The sequence below is a fragment of the Enterobacter cloacae complex sp. XAL002 genome (assembly GCF_049236805.1).
GTDB lineage: Bacteria > Pseudomonadota > Gammaproteobacteria > Enterobacterales > Enterobacteriaceae > Enterobacter > Enterobacter intestinihominis.
This window is the reverse complement of record NZ_JBMKJN010000015.1, coordinates 105,657-124,153: the sequence shown is the minus strand read 5'-3', so window position 1 is coordinate 124,153 and position 18,497 is coordinate 105,657. Positions and strand designations below refer to the sequence as shown.

17 protein-coding genes, 1 tRNA gene and 2 rRNA genes are annotated in these 18,497 nt (G+C 52.4%); 4 read left to right on the top strand and 16 right to left on the bottom strand.

The genetic code is table 11. The annotated features are described in order from the left end of the window. Positions 1-92 precede the first annotated feature (92 nt). From rrf (ACOT0L_RS15795) to rrf (ACOT0L_RS15785), 3 genes are all read left to right on the top strand, one after another. Positions 93-208: ribosomal RNA gene (gene rrf, locus ACOT0L_RS15795) — 5S ribosomal RNA — on the top strand. Positions 209-222: 14 nt separating this feature from the next. Then, positions 223-298: transfer RNA gene (locus tag ACOT0L_RS15790), tRNA-Thr, on the top strand. A gap of 43 nt (positions 299-341) precedes the next feature. Continuing rightward, a 5S ribosomal RNA gene (gene rrf, locus ACOT0L_RS15785) occupies positions 342-457 on the top strand. Positions 458-803: 346 nt separating this feature from the next. On the opposite strand, the gene ACOT0L_RS15780 is transcribed toward rrf (ACOT0L_RS15785), so the two are convergent. The 3 genes from ACOT0L_RS15780 to ACOT0L_RS15770 form a co-directional block, all read right to left on the bottom strand. Beyond that, positions 804-1,025 (bottom strand): lipoprotein, encoded by a 222-nt coding sequence (locus tag ACOT0L_RS15780; RefSeq protein ID WP_003860364.1) that lies wholly within the window; start codon positions 1,023-1,025, stop codon positions 804-806. Positions 1,026-1,272: 247 nt separating this feature from the next. After that, a complete protein-coding gene (locus ACOT0L_RS15775; protein WP_022649576.1) occupies positions 1,273-4,386 on the bottom strand; it encodes an efflux RND transporter permease subunit in 3,114 nt (1,037 codons plus the stop codon). Positions 4,387-4,397: 11 nt separating this feature from the next. Continuing rightward, positions 4,398-5,537, bottom strand: coding sequence for an efflux RND transporter periplasmic adaptor subunit (locus ACOT0L_RS15770; RefSeq protein ID WP_022649575.1), 1,140 nt, complete (start codon positions 5,535-5,537; stop codon positions 4,398-4,400). A 396-nt stretch (positions 5,538-5,933) separates the two neighbouring features. Here ACOT0L_RS15770 and envR point away from each other — a divergent pair, with 396 nt between their 5' ends. Continuing rightward, positions 5,934-6,581, top strand: a complete 648-nt coding sequence (gene envR / locus ACOT0L_RS15765) for an acrEF/envCD operon transcriptional regulator (protein ID WP_126503503.1) — start codon at positions 5,934-5,936, stop codon at positions 6,579-6,581. Here envR and ACOT0L_RS15760 read toward each other — a convergent pair. From ACOT0L_RS15760 to msrP, 13 genes are all read right to left on the bottom strand, one after another. Continuing rightward, entirely contained in the window at positions 6,576-8,660 is a 2,085-nt protein-coding gene (locus ACOT0L_RS15760; protein ID WP_032626463.1) for a putative bifunctional diguanylate cyclase/phosphodiesterase, read from the bottom strand. The two genes, envR and ACOT0L_RS15760, sit on opposite strands and share 6 nt — an antisense overlap. 139 nt (positions 8,661-8,799) lie before the next feature. Further along, positions 8,800-8,964: a DUF2556 family protein gene (locus ACOT0L_RS15755; RefSeq protein ID WP_003860373.1), complete on the bottom strand. Its 165-nt coding sequence runs from the start codon at positions 8,962-8,964 to the stop codon at positions 8,800-8,802. Between the two features lie 178 nt (positions 8,965-9,142). Next, a complete protein-coding gene (gene fis / locus ACOT0L_RS15750) occupies positions 9,143-9,439 on the bottom strand; it encodes a DNA-binding transcriptional regulator Fis (RefSeq protein ID WP_000462905.1) in 297 nt (98 codons plus the stop codon). Between the two features lie 23 nt (positions 9,440-9,462). Beyond that, entirely contained in the window at positions 9,463-10,428 is a 966-nt protein-coding gene (dusB, locus tag ACOT0L_RS15745; protein WP_006812176.1) for a tRNA dihydrouridine synthase DusB, read from the bottom strand. Between the two features lie 329 nt (positions 10,429-10,757). After that, positions 10,758-11,498, bottom strand: a complete 741-nt coding sequence (locus ACOT0L_RS15740; protein WP_023298748.1) for a carbonic anhydrase — start codon at positions 11,496-11,498, stop codon at positions 10,758-10,760. A gap of 137 nt (positions 11,499-11,635) precedes the next feature. After that, complete coding sequence (gene prmA / locus ACOT0L_RS15735; RefSeq protein ID WP_022649571.1) at positions 11,636-12,517, bottom strand: 50S ribosomal protein L11 methyltransferase; 882 nt, start codon at positions 12,515-12,517, stop codon at positions 11,636-11,638. Positions 12,518-12,528: 11 nt separating this feature from the next. Continuing rightward, positions 12,529-13,980: a sodium/pantothenate symporter gene (gene panF / locus ACOT0L_RS15730; protein WP_022649570.1), complete on the bottom strand. Its 1,452-nt coding sequence runs from the start codon at positions 13,978-13,980 to the stop codon at positions 12,529-12,531. Then, on the bottom strand, positions 13,970-14,212 hold the full coding sequence (locus tag ACOT0L_RS15725) for a YhdT family protein (RefSeq protein ID WP_022649569.1): 243 nt from the start codon (positions 14,210-14,212) through the stop codon (positions 13,970-13,972). Before ACOT0L_RS15725 ends, panF begins: the two co-directional genes overlap by 11 nt. Positions 14,213-14,320: 108 nt before the next feature. Continuing rightward, positions 14,321-15,670: an acetyl-CoA carboxylase biotin carboxylase subunit gene (gene accC, locus ACOT0L_RS15720; protein WP_003860388.1), complete on the bottom strand. Its 1,350-nt coding sequence runs from the start codon at positions 15,668-15,670 to the stop codon at positions 14,321-14,323. A gap of 10 nt (positions 15,671-15,680) precedes the next feature. Beyond that, a complete protein-coding gene (accB, locus tag ACOT0L_RS15715; protein ID WP_010436174.1) occupies positions 15,681-16,142 on the bottom strand; it encodes an acetyl-CoA carboxylase biotin carboxyl carrier protein in 462 nt (153 codons plus the stop codon). Between the two features lie 21 nt (positions 16,143-16,163). Then, the gene (gene aroQ, locus ACOT0L_RS15710; protein WP_022649568.1) at positions 16,164-16,616 is read right to left on the bottom strand and encodes a type II 3-dehydroquinate dehydratase; all 453 of its coding nucleotides are present in this window, start codon (positions 16,614-16,616) and stop codon (positions 16,164-16,166) included. 234 nt (positions 16,617-16,850) lie between these two features. Continuing rightward, complete coding sequence (gene msrQ / locus ACOT0L_RS15705) at positions 16,851-17,450, bottom strand: protein-methionine-sulfoxide reductase heme-binding subunit MsrQ (RefSeq protein ID WP_022649567.1); 600 nt, start codon at positions 17,448-17,450, stop codon at positions 16,851-16,853. Beyond that, entirely contained in the window at positions 17,451-18,452 is a 1,002-nt protein-coding gene (gene msrP, locus ACOT0L_RS15700) for a protein-methionine-sulfoxide reductase catalytic subunit MsrP (protein ID WP_045309168.1), read from the bottom strand. Positions 18,453-18,497: the final 45 nt, after the last annotated feature.

The window sequence follows — 18,497 nt, the reverse complement described above, 5'->3', positions numbered from 1 at the left end:
TAATGAACCGTGAGGCTTAACCTTACAACGCCGAAGCTGTTTCGGCGAAGAGACAGACACGATTTTCAGCTGATACAGATTAACAGAATTTGCCTGGCGGCTTTAGCGCGGTGGTCCCACCTGACCCCATGCCGAACTCAGAAGTGAAACGCCGTAGCGCCGATGGTAGTGTGGGGTCTCCCCATGTGAGAGTAGGGAACTGCCAGGCATCAAATTTAGCGTGCTGATATGGCTCAGTTGGTAGAGCGCACCCTTGGTAAGGGTGAGGTCCCCAGTTCGACTCTGGGTATCAGCACCACTTTATACTTAGGTTAAAGTTCGGCAAGAAGTAAAAGAATTTGTCTGGCGGCTTTAGCGCGGTGGTCCCACCTGACCCCATGCCGAACTCAGAAGTGAAACGCCGTAGCGCCGATGGTAGTGTGGGGTCTCCCCATGTGAGAGTAGGGAACTGCCAGACATCAAACAAGTAGAAAGGCCATCCGAAAGGATGGCCTTTTTGCGTTATGCCCTCAGCTAAACCAATTTACTTATCAGATATTCCAACGAGTGCCGTTAATACCTTACTGACGTATTAAAGCGTCTTAACCCAGCTATAAATGAATTCACGGAATGCATAATGCTTACTCGCAGCAGCGTTAAATCAATTCAGTGATTCAGACTGAGGTTGTATAGGTAAGGAAATAGGGCTATAAAAAAACAGGATACTGAATCTAAAATTTATCTGATGATATCTGAGAGGGGAAATATACATCCCTTTGATTAGATAAAATAAAAGCGCGGCGATGGCCGCGCTTTTAAAAGTATTATTTAGTCAGGGCGACAATACCGAGAGTCAGGCCAGCTATTGCTGCGGCGCCACCGGCAATCGCACCTGCTGTTTCCCAGTTATCCTGGGTAGTCCCCTTCATACAGGTATTGGTGTGAACCAGTCGCCCCTGATCGTCGTATACCGGTACACAGGGAGAGTCGTGCGCGCAACCAGCAAGCAGCGCAGCGAGAAGTGCAACGGAAAGGAATCTTTTCATGATGTTACCTCAATATGATCGCTTATTCGCTTAAGAGCCGATGCGGCAATTTACGAATTGATGATTATTTTACCACCGCACTAATACCATACAGCACGGGGAATAATCTCAAATTGTGTGGATTGTAAAAATCATGGAGAAAAAAGAGGGGCGTTGATTATTTATGTAGGAAATGTGAAGAGATGTCTTTTTATTAGAATGCTGACAGGAAATAAAAAAGGCACCAGAGGTGCCTTTATGATTTTCATTAATCCTTATGCTTTGTAAACCGTCTCCGGACAACAACGAAGAAAACAGGAACAAAGAAAATGGCCAGCAGAGTGGCTGACAGCATCCCGCCCATCACGCCCGTCCCGACAGCGTTTTGTGCCCCACTACCTGCGCCACTACTGATGACCAGAGGCATAACACCAAGGATAAATGCCAGAGAGGTCATCAGGATAGGGCGCAGACGCATACGTGAGGCTTCCAGTGTGGCTTCAATAATCCCTTTGCCTTCTTTATCCATAAGATCCTTGGCGAACTCAACGATCAGTATGGCGTTTTTGGCTGATAAACCAATTGTCGTAAGCAGACCAACCTGGAAGTAAACGTCATTGTTCAGCCCACGTATTGATGCAGCCAGAAGCGCGCCGATCACCCCCAGGGGCACAACCAGCATGACCGAGAATGGAATTGACCAGCTTTCATAGAGAGCCGCCAGACACAGGAACACCACAATCAGTGAAATGGCATACAGTGCTGGAGCCTGATTTCCGGAAAGACGTTCCTGATAAGACATCCCCGTCCAGTCGTAGCCAATTCCGGAAGGCAGTTTCGACGCAAGGCTTTCCATCATCTCCATTGCCTCACCGGTACTTTTGCCTGGCGCAGACTCACCGAGGATCTCCATTGATGGCATCCCATTGTAACGTTCCAGACGAGGTGAGCCGTACACCCAGTGAGAGCTGCTAAAGGCAGAGAAAGGCACCATTTCGCCGTTAGCACTACGCACATACAGGTCGTTAATATCTCCTGGTAACATACGGAAGCGAGCATCAGCCTGGACATAAACTTTTTTCACGCGTCCATGATCGATAAAGTCGTTCACATAAGTGCCACCCAATGCTGTTGAGATGGTCTGATTGACATCAGATATGCTCACACCCAGCGCCTGGGCCTTCTCCTGGTCGACATCCAGTTTGTACTGTGGCGTATCTTCCAGTCCGTTAGGACGCACGCGGACCAGTAAGTCAGGATGTTCCCTTACCATGCCAAGCAGTTGGTTACGTGCCTGCGTGAGCTGCGTATGTCCCAGGTTTGCCTGGTCAATCAGTTCAAAGTCAAAGCCTGTTGCGGTACCCAGTTCAATAATGGCAGGGAGGTTAAACGGAAATACAAGACCATCTTTGATCTGGCTAAACGCTTTCGTTGCGCGGCTGACAATCGCCTCAACGCCGTTTTCCTTGCCCGGGCGTTCTTCCCATGGCTTCAGGCTGACGAAAGCGATACCGGAGTTCTGCCCCTGCCCGCTAAAGCTAAATCCGTTTACGGTAAAGACCGATTCAACGTTCGCTTTCTCTTTCGTCAGATAATAGTCCTGAACCTGATCGAGTACCTGCTGGGTACGCATCTGCGTCGCCCCTGCCGGCAGCTGAACCATCGTCATAAACACCCCCTGATCCTCTTCCGGCAGGAAGGAGGAAGGCAGGCGCAGGAACAGTACTGCCATGCCGCCGACGATGATGACGTAAACCAGCAGATAGCGTCCGGTCTTACGTAAAATGCCGCTCACGCTGTTGCTGTAGTGCTCCACGCTCTTATCAAAAAGCGCGTTAAACCAGCCGAAGAATCCACCTTTCTTTTCATGATGGTCGCTGGAAACCGGTTTGAGCAGCGTTGCACATAAAGCAGGCGTTAATATCAACGCCACCAGCACCGATAAGGCCATCGCGGAGACAATGGTCAGCGAGAACTGACGATAGATAGCCCCGGTTGAACCTCCAAAAAATGCCATCGGAATAAACACCGCTGAAAGCACCATGGCAATGCCCACCAGAGCGCCCTGGATTTGCTCCATCGACTTCTGGGTCGCCTCTTTTGGCGGCAGCTTGTCCTCAACCATGACGCGTTCTACGTTCTCAACCACCACGATGGCATCATCGACGAGCAAACCTATCGCCAATACCATCCCGAACATCGTCAGGGTGTTAATGGAGAAACCAAACGCAGCCAGTACCGCGAAGGTACCCAGTAGCACCACGGGCACGGCAATAGTCGGAATAAGGGTCGCCCGCAGGTTTTGCAGGAACAAGTACATCACCAGGAACACGAGAACGATCGCTTCAAACAGCGTCTTCACCACTTCATGGATTGAGATCTTCACGAAAGGTGTGGTGTCGTACGGATAAACGACTTTCAGGCCCTGAGGGAAGAAGGGCTGCAACTGCGCCAGTTTACTCTTAATGGCGGCAGCGGTATCCAGCGCGTTTGCGCCAGTCGCCAGCTTGATCCCGAGCCCCGTTGCTGCCTGGCCATTGATTTTGGTGACCATGTTGTAGTTTTCGCCACCCAGCTCAATGCGGGCCACATCTTTCAGGTGGACCATTGAACCGTCCTGGTTCACCTTCAGCGTCACACGGCCAAACTCCTCCGGCGATTTCAGGCGCGTTTGAGCAATAATTGAGGCGTTCAGTTGCTGCCCTGGTACGGACGGCGTACCTCCCAACTGGCCCGCAGCAATCTGGTCGTTCTGCGTTTTCAGTTGGTTAATGACATCCAACGGCGTGAGCTGATATTTATTCATCGCGTTGCTGTCCAGCCAGATGCGCATTGCATACTGCGCACCGAACAGCTGCACATCACCGACGCCGGAAGTACGGCTGATCGCATCTTTTACGTTAGAAGCGACATAGTCGGAGATATCATCCTGAGTGAGGTTTTTATTATCCGACACAAATCCCGCGACCAGCAGGAAGCTGCTGCTGGATTTTTCCACGCCGATCCCCTGTTGCTGTACTTCTTGCGGTAGCAGCGGCATAGCGAGCTGGAGTTTGTTCTGAACCTGCACCTGCGCGATGTCAGGATCCGTACCCGACTCGAACGTCAGGGTGATGGTGACGTTACCGGCAGAATCACTGGTGGACGACATGTACATCAGATTGTCGATTCCGTTCATGTTCTGTTCGATAACCTGCGTCACGGTATCCTGGACCGTCTGGGCATCAGCGCCAGGGTAGGTCGCTGTCACCGCAACTGCTGGCGGCGCAATGGTTGGATATTGCGCCACCGGCAGTTTTAAAATGGCCAGCCCGCCCGCAATCATCAGAATGATGGAGAGCACCCAGGCGAAAACAGGCCGTTGAATAAAGAAATTAGCCATCTCGTTATCCCTTAACTGGCTGGAGTCGCGGCGGTATCAGGAATAGCCACGGCGGTGACGCCAGGGCGAACTTTTTGCAGGCCGCTGATAATGACGCGGTCGCCATTTTTCAGACCTTCCGTGATCAACCACCGATCGCCAATCGCCTGCGGTGCAACGACAGTGCGAGATTCCACCTGGTTTTTATCGTTTACCACAAGCACGGTTGCATCACCGCGAGGTGTACGGGTTACCCCCTGCTGGGGAACAAGGATGGCATCAGGCTGTGTGCCTTCGTCAATGCGTGCACGGACAAACATACCCGGTAACAGCATATGCTGAGGGTTAGGGAAGAGAGCGCGAAGGGTGATTGAGCCGGTACTTTCATCTACCGTGACATCAGAGAACTGGAGCGTTCCTTTCAGCGGATAAGGCTGGCCATTTTCCATCAGCAACTCAACGCTGCTGGTGTCTCCCTTTTGCAGGCTCGTCTGCTGCTTCAGACGCATAAAATCGCTGCTGGATTGCGTTACATCGACATAAATGGGATCGAGCTGCTGAACTGTCGCCAGTGCGGTTGACTGACCATTAGTGACTAACGCCCCTTCAGTGACGCTGGATTTGCCAATGCGCCCGTTGATTGGCGATGTGACTTTCGTATAAGCAAGATTGATCCGCGCGCTCTCAACGCCAGCTTTCGCGGCAACGACGCTTGCATCCGCCTGCTGGGCGGTTGCCACCGCCTGATCATACTCCTGCTTGCTCACATATTGCGTACCGACCAGCGGAAGGTAACGTTTTACCGTCAGATGGGCTATGTTTGCCGCCGCCTGCGCTTTTACCAGTTCACCTTTCGCATTGTCGTAGGCTGCCTGATAGGTGGCCGGATCGATCTGATAAAGTGATTCACCCGCTTTGACGTCGCTGCCTTCGGTAAAATTACGGTGCAGAATGATACCACTTACCTGGGGACGAACCTCCGCTACACGATAAGCATCAGTTCTGCCTGGCAATTCCGTCGTTACGGCCAGTGGCGCGCTTTTGACAATATGAACACTGACCTGAGGAGCTTGCCCATGCTGCTGTGGGTTTTCTTGCCCATCGCACCCGGCGAGCAGTGCAGCACAGACAATGAAACCGGATAAGGGTAAGCGTCTGAAGTGATTCGTCATTACTGTTCCTTAAACTACCCTTGAACCGATATATGCCATAAGTCGGTGAAAGGGTGTGAGGCAAAAAAAGAAATGTAGCTGCGTATAATAATGAGGGTATTCAAGGTTTTTTAATTTATAAGTGCTGATGGAGGCAATAAAAAGCAAAATCAGATTCTGAACCAGTGTATTCGAAATCCGGCTTCTGTCAGGATAATCAACGGAATACTTATGAGTAAATACAAACTATTTATTTAATGAATTTGATTTGCTCAATTTATTCGTATGAATTATAAATTAAATGAATTGACTTTTTTTGTGCAAAACTAAAACGGGTTATGGTGAATACTTTGACTTACACGACCCTTTAATAACGTTTGATGTCGTATCAACCGTATAAGTAATGAGTAGCAGGCTATGGCGCGTAAAAAGAAAGAAGAGGCTCAAAAGACCCGGCAGCAGCTGATTGAAGCCGCTATCGGGCTATTCGCGACACGTGGCGTGGCTAATACCACGCTTACCGACATCGCCGATGCTGCACATCTTACTCGCGGGGCGGTTTACTGGCATTTTTCGAGTAAAGCGGAAATATTCAACGCCATCTGGGAACAGCAATTGCCGCTGCGTGAAATGATTCGTGACAGGTTAATACTTTCTGAAAAAGATGACCCTTTGTTAATGCTTCGTGAACAGTTTATTGTCGCGCTGCAATATATTGCGAGCGAGCCACGTCAGTATGCTCTTTTACAAATTCTGTATCATAAGTGTGAATTTCATGACGATGTGATTTCAGAATGTGAAATACGCAAGCGGATCGGTTTAAACGATACTTATCTTCGCAGGACGTTGAGACAATGCGTTGCGCGTAGCATTATTTCTTCCCAAACTAATATTGAACTGGCGCTGATTGTTTTCCACGCATTTTTTAGCGGAGTCATTAAAAACTGGTTAATGGATAGCAACAGTTTTAATCTGTACAAACAGGCGCCGGCGCTGGTGGATAATATTCTTGCGACACTAAATATCACTCGAGTGGCGCCAGTGTTCTACGATACAGCCTCATGATTGCATACGGGATGGTGACATCTCCCCGTGCTGGCACTGTTCCATAATAGCCTGCGCGGTAATCGGTTTGCCCAGCAGATAACCCTGTAGCGTATTGCATCCCAGTTCTGTCAGAAAGGTCTGCTGCGCTGCGGTTTCGACCCCTTCTGCCACGACCTTCAGATTCAGCGTTTTTGCCAGGGCGATAATCGCCGAGACGATCGTCGCATCTTCACTCTCTCCACTTAACTCTTTTACAAAAGCACGATCGATTTTCAACTCGCAGGCAGGGAGTCGCTTAAGATAAAGAAGGCTTGAATAACCTGTACCAAAATCGTCTATCGAGGCTTTTACGCCCGCATCCGTCAGCGCTGTCAGGACACGAACGCTTTCGTCCGGATTGCTCATCGCCGTGGTTTCGGTCACCTCCAGGATCAACATGCCGGGCGGTACGCTATGGCGCGTCAGACAATCGAGAACCGTTTTAACCAGCGACGGCTGTTCGAACTGCAACGTGGAAAGATTCACCGCCATTGACCAGTCCGTGTGGCCCTGAAGGTGCCATTCTCGAAGCTGGCGGCAGGCCTCGTCGATTACCCAGTTTCCAATTGGAATAATCAGCCCGGTTTTCTCTGCAAGCGGTAGAAACAGGTCGGGGGGCAGTAATCCCTGTTTGGGATGCTGCCAGCGTAACAGCGCTTCGAATCCGATGACCGGCCCGGCAGGGGCGTGGAATTTAGGTTGATAAAGCAGACGTAACTCATTACGGTCGATGGCCTGCCACAGATCATTCATCAGCTGAAGATGCGTCTGCGCCAGCGTATTCATTGACGGCTGAAAGAAGTGATAACCGTTACGACCCATATGTTTCGTGTGGTACATCGCAGCATCAGCGTTAAACATCAGTTCACGATCGGTTTTGCCATCGTGTGGATAGAGCGCAATGCCAATGCTCAGGGTGACCATCAGTTCGTAAGGATCGAGATGGAACGGGCTATCAATGACGCGTACCAGTGAATTTGCCAGTGAGGCAGCATCATCCGGGGTAGTGGTTTCGGCCAGCAGGACGAATTCATCCCCACCGATACGCGCCAGCGTGTACTGACCTTTCAACTGCAACAGCAAACGCTGAGTCACCGCAACCAGAAGCTTGTCACCGACATCATGACCATAGGCATCGTTGACGGTTTTAAAGCCATCAAGATCCATAAACATCAGCGCGAAAGGGCTTCCTTCGCGATCGGCCTTGCTGATGGCCTGATCGAGGCGATCCTCAAGCAGAATACGATTGGGTAAGCGCGTCAGCGTATCATGCAACGCCAGCTGAGCGAGTTCACGGTTAGCTTCTGCCAGTGATGAGGCCAGCAGCGAGGTACGAGCCTGAAGGCGGGCATCGAACATCGATACCAGCAGCGTAATCCCCAGAATAGCGAGCGCGACCACGCTAACCAGTATCGCCAGCCAGCTCCCGTTAATACCATGATGATGGACCATCGTCGACATCGGAAATTGTGCTGCTTCCATGCCGGCGTAATGCATGCCAGCGATAGCGATGCCCATGGTGATCGCCGCCCCCAGACGCATCAACGCCATTCGTGCAGCTTCCTGACGTAAACGGAACGTCAGCCAAAGAGCGGCCAGTGAAGCGGCAAGGGCTATGCCCACAGAGATAGCCATCCACGTTTTATCCCAGACAATACCCGGTGTGACCTCCAGGGCAGCCATACCGGTGTAGTGCATGGCAACTATGCCTGTACCCATCACGACGGCGCCAGGCAGCAGTCGGCGCAAATGTAGCTGCTCGCCGCTAACGAGCCACAGGGCGAACATTGACGAGCTGATGGCGATAATCATCGAAAGCACGGTCAGGGTCGCGTTGTAACTCATGCTCATGGAAAGATCCATCGCCAGCATACCGATGAAATGCATCGCCCACACGCCAATCCCCATCGAAACACCGCCACCTGCCAGCCAGACGCGTGCAGCGACGCCCTGGCTTCCGGCAACGCGCGCAGCCATATTCAGCGCGGTATAGGCGGCAAGAATGGCGACAATAAAGGAGATGACGACGAGGATTTGGTTGTATTGGCTAACCAGCATGGTCTGTTCACTCGTTGTGAGACGTTAAGCAAGAGCGGTTGGAAAGGGCACAGACATTATCATCGTCAGGAAATGACGAAAAGTGATTTAAGCCCCTGTTTTTATTGGGTGATAACAGAGGGGTACAGGATGGAAGAGGCTAGTCCAGCTCTGAGCAGTTGACCAGTTTTAGCGGGTTCACGGAATTCATATTGCGACATTTATCGGTTTCGGTGCTCATCAGTTCAATCCACTGCATCAGCAGCGCATCGAAAATGAAAACAGAGACAGCAAAAACGACCAGCCACCAGTATTTACGAATCATGTGTCATTCCGCGAAAAGAGAGCCTGTAAGGTGGTGGAAATATACACGAAAAGCGGGCGTTGAAAAGTGGGGAAGGAGAAGGTTTACAAAGCGTTGACGGTCGCTCATCCGGGCAATAAAAAAGGCGCTTCCCCATGCCGAAGAGCGCCTTTTTAAACAAGCATTTAACTGATTAGTATCAGTTCATGCCGTATTTTTTCAATTTCTTACGCAGGGTACCACGGTTGATGCCCATCATCAGGGCAGCGCGGGTTTGATTACCACGGGTGTATTGCATCACCATGTCCAACAGTGGCTGTTCAACTTCAGCCAGTACCAGCTCATACAGGTCATTAACATCCTGACCGTTCAGTTGAGCAAAATAGTTCTTCAGTGCCTGTTTAACCGAGTCACGCAGGGGCTTTTGAGTCACCTGATCCTGAGAGTTAACGGTAGAAACGGTCAGTACGTCAGAATTTACGCGTTGTTCGAACATAGTTCTGTCAGCTCTTTATTTCATTACGCAAGATTTTCGAAGTATGCCTCCAACGCCTCCAGCTGTTCGCTGGCATCCTCAATGGCGTTGAATGTGCGCCGAAACTGGTCATTTGGAGCGTGCTCCTGGAGATACCAGGATACGTGTTTACGCGCAATTCGGTACCCTTTTGCCTGGCCGTAGTGGTCATGCAGTTCCCGAACATGCGAACAAAGCAAGCGCTTAACCTCTGCCAGAGGCAGCGGGGCAAGCAGCTCCCCAGTGTCCAGATAATGCTGGATTTCCCGAAAGATCCAGGGTCTTCCCTGAGCGGCACGTCCTATCATCAGAGCATCAGCTCCCGTATAGTCGAGCACAGCTCTGGCTTTAAGCGGGTCAGTTATGTCGCCATTCGCGATAATCGGAATGGAAACTTTCTGCTTAACTGCCCGAATGCTGTCGTATTCAGCTTCACCGTTGAACAAACAGGCGCGAGTGCGTCCATGAATGGTCAGGGCCTGAATGCCACAGTCTTCGGCCAGTTGGGCAATCTCTACACAGTTACGGTGTTCCGGCGACCAACCCGTGCGAATCTTCAACGTAACAGGAACGTCCACTGCGCTGACAACCGCCGTCAGGATTGACTTCACCTGGTCGGGGTATTGCAGAAGGGCTGAACCTGCAAGCTTGCGATTCACCTTTTTGGCCGGGCAACCCATATTGATATCAATAATCTGGGCGCCACTTTCCACGTTAATACGCGCGGCATCTGCCATCTCTTCAGGCACGCTTCCGGCAATTTGCACGGTGCGGATACCTGGCTCATCCACGTGCACCATCCGAAGGCGGGACTTGTCGCTTTCCCAAACCTGCGGGTTAGACGACATCATCTCGGAAACGGTTAATCCTGCTCCCATCTCGTAGCACAGCGTCCTGAACGGCCGGTCGGTAATACCTGCCATTGGGGCTGCGATCAGGCGATTTCTAAGCTGGTGGTGTCCGATGCGCATGAGTTAAGAAATGACCATACTGTGACTGCAAGGCGGCGTATATTACGCATTTTTTGCACGAGATGAAAGGCCAAACTTTGAACAATCCTCTGTTGTAGATCAAGGAATCGCCAGTCATTCTTTTCGGATAAGATTATTCGCTATTTAAATCATTGTGTTATGAAGAAATGAACATTTTGTGGGCGCTTACAATTTCCCGTAACTTCTCATCATTTCTGAATAAATGAATCAATTGGCCGGGATAATCTGCTGCGATATGCAGCAGATTATGGCGCTTCTTTGCGATCTGCGTCGCATTTCAGCACAGGATATCAGCGCAAAAAATCGGCTTATTCAACAACCAGACGGCCATGAAGCGGCTGAACCGGGCGGCTGTTTTCGTGGTGCATAGTGTGAGTGAATTTTTGCAGCTGTTCAGCAGAGACGGTCAGCGGATGCTTGAGCACCAACCACGTCACCCCTTCTGAGCACGGTGGCGTGGTCAGGGAGCCGCTAAAACGCCAGTAGGTTTTATCCGCAGGCAGTAATTTATTCATATCGAGGGTTGGCTTAATTGTAACGTTCTGGTCAACCTGTCCTGGCATCACGCCCCAGAGTTTATCCAGTGCAGCGTTTGCCGCGCCCTGATCGAACATAACGGCAACGACCGTCAGTTCGCCGTCAGCGTTTTTATGGACCAGATGCATTTCCATTGCGTATTTTTTACCGTGCACCGTGTTTTCGGAAGGCGCATGGAAATGGAACTGCTGTAATGTCCAGGTCTGTTTATCAAGCGTGATGCTGTCGCGTGTATCGGCATTTTCACTCGCCTGGATAGTATGGCCGTTGTTTGTCAGGGTGACCGGGCCGTCGATATAGTGCGTTTCCAGCGGAGAGATGTGAGCTTTGACCGTATTATCAATGTTAACCGGCGACTGATACATCCCGCTTTTACACGTCTTGTACGCCTCGTCCAGTTCGCCCCAGTGTTCCGGTGCGCCTTCTCCTTGATAGCTCCAGTGTGAGGCGTAAGTTGAAGCCGAAATCACGCTCAGCGCCAGCAGCGCTGCCTTGCCTGAAATGTGTTTCATCGTATTCTTCCTGTGAATTTTATTATCCAAATCAATGATTAACATTGTGATTTGTGTGGTTATTTTATCGAAGAAAGGATGAAGGGGGGAGAAAAAGCCGAAGGGAAAAGGCGTGGTCAGACGACCACGCCAAAGGCTTATTTTTTACGACCGGTGATGCGACACCACTCTTCTTTCTCGACAACCGGGTCGAGCGCAAAGAGATCGGCGTAGGCTTCACAGACGCTGTCTGCCTGGCTGGCAAGGATACCGGACAGGCCCAGCAGACCGCCTTCAACCGGCAGCACGCTGATTAACGGCGCCAGCTCGCGTAACGGGCCAGCCAGGATATTCGCGACCACCACATCGGCTTTCATGGCCTCTGGCTGTGCATCGGGCAGATACAGTTCAAGGCGATCGGAAACGCCATTACGCTCGGCGTTATCACGGCTGGCCTGAATCGCCTGCGGATCGATGTCGATCCCGATGGCTTTTGCCGCGCCCAGTTTCAGCGCCGCGATAGCGAGGATCCCGGATCCGCAACCGAAGTCGATCACGGTTTTGCCTTCCAGATCCAGGCCATCCAGCCATTGCAGGCACAGGGAGGTTGTCGGGTGGGTACCGGTGCCGAACGCCAGACCCGGATCCAGCATTACGTTGACCGCATTTTCATCGGGAACGTCGCGCCAGCTTGGGCAGATCCACAGACGCTGACCAAACTGCATTGGATGGAAGTTGTCCATCCACTCGCGTTCCCAGTCTTTGTCTTCCAGCTGTTCGATTTTATGCGCGAAACCCGCGCCCAGCAGCGGATGGTTTTCCAGAATCGCCACGACCTCTTTCATGTCGGTTTCTGCATCGAACAGGCCGATAACGTCCGTATCACCCCACAGGCGCGTTTCGCCTGGTAGCGGCTCAAAGACCGGCGTGTCATGCGTGTCCTGGAACGTGATAGAGACCGAACCGGCCTCCATCAGCGCATCACTCAGTTCTTCGGCGTTCGCGCCGGTTGTGTTCAGTTTCAATTGGATCCACGGCATGGCAAAACTCTTTATTTATCAGTAGAAATCAGGGTGGCGGGTGGAACGGGACGGCCAAAACGGTTACCCACCACAAACGCCAGTAAACTTAACAGTAACGAAGGCACGATCGGGTGAAAGCCAAGATACTGAATTTTCAACGTGGCGAGAACGGCATACAGGACGCCCCCGACAATCATGCCGCTTAATGCACCCGCGGCATTCGCGCGTTCCCAGTACAGCCCCAGCACCAGCGGCCACAGGAAAACGGCTTCCAGCCCGCCAAAGGCGAGCAGGTTCAACCAGATGATCATCTCTGGTGGACGCCACGCGGCCAGCAGCAGCAACGCCCCCAGCACCAGGGTAATCACCGCCGACATGCGCTTGAGGCGTCGCTCATTTTCGACCTGTTCAGGGCGCAAATTCAGATAGAGATCTTTAATGATCGTAGCGGAACTTTGCAGCAACTGAGCGTTGATGGTCGACATAATGGCCGCCATGGGTGCGGCGAGGAAAATTCCGGCGGCAAACGGCGGAAGTACTTTCACCATCAGGGTTGGAATGACCAGATCCGGTACGGTAAGGTCAGGGATCACCGCGCGTCCCAGCGCGCCCGCCAGGTGCATACCAAACATCAGGATTGCCACCACAATTGTCCCGATAATAATCCCGCGGTGTACCGCTTTGCTGTCTTTATATGAGATGCAGCGCACGGCGGTATGCGGCAGGCCAATCACGCCAAAGCACACCAGCACCCAGAACGAGGTCATAAAGGTTGGAGAGAGGATGTCATCCGCCCCCTGCGGCGAGACCAGTTTCGGATCGATCGCTTCCAGGGTTTCAACCGCATGGCTCAGGCCCCCTGCGGCATGCACGATACCCACCAGCAGAACGAGAGTGCCAATGAGCATCACCATTCCCTGCATCGTGTCGTTCAGAACGCTGGCACGGAACCCGCCAAACGCGGTGTACAGCGCGATACTCACACCGAAAATGACCAGACCCGTCTCGTAGGGGATCCCGGCTGCCGTTTCCAGCAGACGTGCGCCGCCGATAAACTGCACCGTCATCGCACCAATAAACGCCACCAGCAGACTCAGGCTTGCCAGCCATACCAGCAAGCGACTCTGATAGCGGGCAAACAGCATATCGTTCAGCGTCACGGCATTGTAGCGACGGGCCAGAATGGCAAACTTTTTACCCAGTATGCCCAGAGAGAGCCAGATGGCAGGCAGCTGGATCATGGCCAGCAGTACCCAGCCCAGTCCGTACTTATAAGCGGCGCCCGGGCCACCGATAAACGAGCTGGCGCTGATGTAAGTAGCGGTCAGCGTCATGGCCAGCACGACGCCACCCATTGAGCGGCTCCCGAGGAAATACTCGTTCAGAAAGGTGCCGGTCGAACGTTTACGCATCGCATAAACCGACAGGCCAAACACCAGGAACAGGTAAGCGACAAGCGGCAGAATGACTTCAAGCTGCATCATCGTCCTCCAGGGAGATATCGCGATAGATGAATTTCACCATCGCCCAGCACAGCACAATAAACACCAGCGGCAGCAGCAGGCAGGCCATTTCAAACCAGTGCGGGAGGCCGGTAATGCCAATCGCTGAATCAGGTAAGTAAGCAGTTACTAACCATGCAGCGAGATAGAGAAGGGTCAGCCACAGCGCCCAGCGCGCTTCTTTATGGGCCTGAACAAAACGTTTGTCCATTTTTTGTCCCTTGTGGATGAAGAAAGCGGGGATTGTACATGATGGGGCTTTGCGATCCCCAGAAATAAAAAAGGCCGGATAATCCGGCCTTTTAGCAACACTGGTCTTTTACTTCTCGTTCAGACCGAGTTTTTTCTCCAGGTAGTGGATGTTAGTACCACCATTCTGGAAGTGCTCGTCGCTCATGATGCGCATCTGGAGATCTACGTTGGTTTTGATCCCGTCGATGATCAGCTCCTGAAGGGCGTTCTTCATGCGGGCAATGGCCACGTCACGGTTTTCGCCGTAGCAGATCAGCTTACCGATCATTGAGTCATAGTACGGCGGTACGGTGTAACCGGCGTAAATATGGGACTCCCAGCGCACACCAAAGCCACCCGGCGCGTGGAAACGCGTGATTTTACCCGGGCTTGGCAGGAAGGTGTTCGGGTCTTCGGCGTTGATACGGCACTCTACCGCATGGCCTTTAACCACAACTTCTTCCTGTTTGATGGACAGCGGCTGACCGGCTGCGATACGCAGCTGTTCTTTGATCAGGTCAACGCCGGTGATCATTTCGGTAACCGGGTGTTCAACCTGAATACGGGTGTTCATTTCAATGAAGTAGAACTCGCCGTTTTCGAACAGGAACTCAAAGGTACCCGCCCCGCGATAGCCGATATCGACACACGCTTTGGCGCAACGCTCACCGATGTAGCGACGCAGTTCCGGCGTAATGCCCGGCGCTGGCGCTTCTTCGACGACTTTCTGGTGACGACGCTGCATGGAGCAGTCACGTTCAGCCAGATAGATCGCGTTGCCCTGACCGTCAGCCAGCACCTGAATTTCGATGTGGCGTGGGTTTTCCAGGTATTTTTCCATGTACACCATGTCATTGCTGAAAGCCGCTTTCGCTTCCGCTTTGGTCATGGAGATGGACTGCGCCAGTTCAGCATCGCTGCGTACAACGCGCATACCGCGACCGCCGCCGCCGCCGGACGCTTTGATGATCACCGGGTAGCCAATGCGTTTAGCATGGGCGCGGTTAGCATCCATATCGTCGGTCAGCGGGCCGTCAGAGCCCGGTACGGTTGGCACGCCAGCTTTTTTCATCGCGGTGATGGCAGACACTTTGTCACCCATCAGGCGAATGGTGTCGGCTTTCGGGCCAATGAAGATAAAGCCAGAGCGTTCAACCTGCTCAGCAAAGTTGGCGTTCTCAGAGAGGAAACCATAACCCGGGTGAATCGCGACCGCGCCAGTGATTTCGGCGGCGCTGATGATCGCCGGGATGTTCAGATAGCTTTTTACGGACGGAGCCGGACCGATACAGACCGTCTCATCCGCCAGCAATACGTGTTTTAAATCGCGATCCGCGCTTGAGTGCACGGCCACGGTCTTGATGCCCAGTTCTTTACAGGCACGAAGAATACGCAGTGCAATCTCGCCACGGTTGGCGATAACAATTTTATCCAGCATGTTCGCCTCGTTACTCGATGACGACCAGCGGCTCGTCAAATTCTACCGGCTGACCACTTTCGACCAGAATCGCTTTCACAGTACCTGATTTGTCTGCTTCGATCTGGTTCATCATTTTCATGGCTTCAACGATGCACAGGGTATCGCCTACGTTGACTTTCTGACCCACTTCGATGAACGCTTTCGCGTCCGGGCTCGGGGTGCGGTAGAAAGTACCAACCATTGGGGAACGTACGATGTGACCACTGATTTCTGCAGCTGCTGCAGGTGCGGCTTCTGCTGCTGGTGCAACGGCTGCGGAGAGCGCAGGCTGCTGCACTGGCGCAGCATAAGCTTGCTGCATTACCGGGAAGCTAGCGGCTGGGGCTGCACGGCTGATGCGTACAGACTCTTCGCCTTCAGAAATTTCCAGTTCGGAGATGCCTGATTCTTCAACCAGCTCGATCAGTTTTTTAATCTTACGAATATCCATGAGTGGGTTCCGTACTCTTGTTTAGTGTGATTGTGACAAGCGTTTTACCGCTGTCTGTAAAGCGTATGAATAGCCGTCTGCACCCAGCCCACATATCACGCCAGCGGCGATATCTGACAAGTAGGAATGGTGGCGGAACGGCTCTCGGGCGTGCACGTTACTCAGATGGATCTCGATAAACGGGATACTCACCGCGAGCAGTGCGTCGCGTATAGCAACACTGGTGTGCGTAAACGCGGCCGGATTGATCAGGATATAGTCCACAGTGTCTTTAGCCTGATGAATACGGTCGATGATTGCGTACTCCGCGTTTGACTGAAAATGGTCCAAATCCACATTCAGCGAGGCTGCTTCCGTACCCAGACGGTTAACAATTTCGCTCAATGTCAGCGTGCCGTACTTCTCTGGCTCACGGGTGCCGAGCATGTTCAGGTTCGGTCCGTTCAATACTAAAATTTGGAATTTGTCAGCCATTGTGCCGCTATCTCCTGCGATTTTCGGGTAAAAAACAACATATACCCTCAACACGCAATTGTCACCCTTTCAGAGGCCAAAAACCCCTGTCCAGAAAACCGAAGTCGCACATTATAACGATTTCGTAGCATTTGGCAGCTAAATACTGGTCTTATCAGGGAAGATTATCAACCGCTATCCGAAAAAGATTCGCGGCTGATAAATAATCTGCGGGAAAACGCACAGTTTCGTGGACTATCGTACCCACTGGCGGAACTTCTTGTAACGCCATGCTAAAAGGGCCAATGCCAGCAGGGCGTAGATGACCGGCTGAGGAGATAATATCTTCACCGACCACAGGTAATGGATGGGCGCGAGGATCGCGACAAGATAGACGAAGTTGTGCAGCAGTTGCCAGCGCCGTCCCATTTTTCGCTGCGCGTACTGCGTGGATGTCAGCGTCAGCGCCAGTAAAACCAGCCAGCTTACGATACCCAGCGTCAGATAAGGACGCGTAACCAGTTCGCTGCCAAGGAGTGCCAGGTTGTTAATGCCCAGTTCCAGCAGGGCGTAACTGGTGAGATGCAGCGTCGCCCAGGCAAAACACCATAGCCCCAAAAGCCGACGGGTACGTATTAACAATGGCTGTTTAGCGTAGCGCGCCAGCGGTGAGACGAGCAAGGTCGCCAGCAAAAATTTCAGAGCCATCCGACCCGTAAAATGCTGAATATCTTTAGCCGGATCGGCACTGAACTGTCCCTGGCTGGCTGCCCAAAAGAGCCAGATAAAGGGGAGTAATCCGGCTAAATGCAGGAGTACCTTCAGCCAGGTTATCTGCTTTGCCGTTAAACGCACTTAGAAGTTCTCCCGTAAATTCAGCCCACGATAGAGGGATGCCACCTCATCTGCATAGCCGTTAAACAGCAGCGTTGGCTGGCGTTTAACATCCAGCGCGCCGCCGGAACCGATAAAACGTTCCGTCGCTTGCGACCAGCGTGGATGATCAACGTGCGGGTTAACGTTGGCAAAAAAACCATACTCATCTGGCGCTGCGAGGTTCCAGGTGGTGGGTGGGCGTTCACGGGTGAGCTTAATGCTGACGATCGATTTGATGCCCTTGAAACCGTATTTCCACGGTACGGTCAGGCGAATGGGCGCCCCGTTTTGCGGCGGCAGCGCTTTGCCGTAAACCCCGACGGTGAGCAGCGTAAGCGGATGCATGGCTTCGTCGAGACGTAAACCTTCAACGTAGGGATACTCCAGCCCGCCGCCGATAAACCGATCCTTCTGGCCTGGCATCTCGTCCGGGGCATAGCGCGTCTGGAAAGAAACATACTTCGCGTTGCTGGTGGGCTCAACCAGCGCCAGCAGTTTATGCAAAGGGAAACCTACCCACGGCACCACCATCGACCAGGCTTCCACACAGCGCATACGGTAAATGCGTTCTTCAAGTGGGAAGCGGGTGGTGAGGTCATGATGATCCAGCGTCAGCGGCTTTGCCACTTCGCCATCAATCTTCAGCGTCCAGGGATCGGTTTTCATGCTCCCGGCGTTGGCGGCAGGATCGGCCTTATCGAGCCCAAACTCATAGAAGTTGTTATAGCCGGTGACTTTATCTTCCGGCGTCAACGTCAGTTTATTCTGCCACTGCGCCGGTTTCGTGAAGTTAAGCGGTGCGCCAGAGGGGGCTTTCGGGCGGTCGTTGCCCTTAAACCAGTCGAGCAGATCGGCGTGGGCCGCAGGGGGGAGCGTCAGGGCAGTGGCGCTGATGCCAAGCATTTTCAGGATCTGGCGACGCTGTAGCATAAAGACAGACTCGGACGTTACGTCTGCTTCCGTCAGTTTTCGGGTTTTCATGGCATCCTCCGTCAGGCGTTTTTCTAAGCATGACGGAGGAGGAGG